This window comes from Actinoplanes sp. NPDC048791 (genome assembly GCF_040650095.1).
In the GTDB taxonomy this organism is placed as follows: domain Bacteria; phylum Actinomycetota; class Actinomycetes; order Mycobacteriales; family Micromonosporaceae; genus Actinoplanes.
In genome coordinates this window covers 1-1,102 of record NZ_JBEZGQ010001712.1, presented here as the reverse complement: position 1 = coordinate 1,102, position 1,102 = coordinate 1, and the positions used below count along the sequence as shown (strand labels likewise).

The 1,102-nt window shown below is 74.8% G+C and carries 2 protein-coding genes; both read left to right on the top strand.

All coding sequences use genetic code 11. The features are described 5' to 3' along the window. Positions 1-26 precede the first annotated feature (26 nt). A complete protein-coding gene (locus tag AB0C29_RS49845) occupies positions 27-887 on the top strand; it encodes a hypothetical protein (RefSeq protein WP_360835592.1) in 861 nt (286 codons plus the stop codon). A gap of 10 nt (positions 888-897) precedes the next feature. After that, positions 898-1,102: hypothetical protein (locus tag AB0C29_RS49840; protein WP_360835590.1), on the top strand; the 205-nt coding region annotated here is incomplete at its 3' end.

Below are 1,102 nucleotides of genomic sequence, written 5' to 3'. Positions count from 1 at the left end.
GCCGGGGAGCCGCAGGAGGTCCCCGCATGAGCACCATCATCCTGGGCCGGCGGACGCCGCCGGCCGGCCGGGTCTCCGGCGGGCTGGGCCGGGTCGAGGCGCGCCGCATGATGCGGCACCCGGCGTACTGGGTGGGGCTGGCATGGTTCGCGCTGCTCTCGGCCAACCTCACCATCGACGTCGTGCGCGGGCGCGACGAGATCTGGAACGCCCTGTACGGGGTGACCCTGTTGGGTGCCTGCCTGCTCTACGCGCCGCTGACGGTCGTCAGCGCGAACCGGGTCGCCGCGGCGACGTTCCGCCGCCAGGTCCGTGAGCCGCTGGACGCCGCGCCGGTCGACGCCCGGCAGCGCACCGTCGGCACGATGCTCGGGCTGTTGCGTGGTCCGGTGCTGGTGGGCGTCGCCGCGATGGTCGTCATGTCCGTCGTCGCGCCGCTCACCGAGCCCACCGCCGGCGACCCGGCCAACGGCAGCTACGGCCGCGGCGTCCTCGAGCACCTCCAGGTGCCCGTTCTGGTGCTCGGCGCCGGACTGCTCGGTATCGCCCTGGCCCGATGGGTGCCGGTACCGGGCGCCTTGCCGCTGGTCGTGCTGACCCTCTGGTTCGGCACCGGCGCGATCTACGCCGCCGCCGACGCCGGCGGTGCCGTGCATGCCCCCACCTGGTTCGCTCCGTGGATCATGTGGGCCGCGGAGAACGCCGGCCCGGCCCGGGATCAACCCCTCGGCCAGGAGATGTGGCACCTGGCGTACCTGCTCGGGCTGTCCCTGCTGGCCGGAGCCGCGGCACTGCTGCGCACGCCGGGCAACCGGAAGGGACTGTGGTGCGCTGCCGCTGCCGCGGTCGTCGTGACCGGGCTGGCCGGCTGGCAGCAGCTGGGTTGAGGTGCCTGCCATGGTCGGGTACTGGATGCGGCTGGCCCGGCCGGGCTGGGTGGCCGGCGCTTGCGGCGCGGCCGTCGCACTCGGGGTGATCTCCGTCGTTCTGGGCTGGGCCGATGACGGGCCGGGCACCGTGCTCACCGCCCGCCGGGTGATGCTGGTGCTGGTCGTTGCGATTGCCGCCCCGTTGCGGGACCCGGCGGCGCCGGTGCTCGACG

Excerpts from the sequence above, each read along its gene's own strand:
- AB0C29_RS49845 (WP_360835592.1), top strand. The coding sequence starts at position 27 with ATGAGCACCATCATCCTGGGCCGGCGGACGCCGCCGGCCGGCCGGGTC.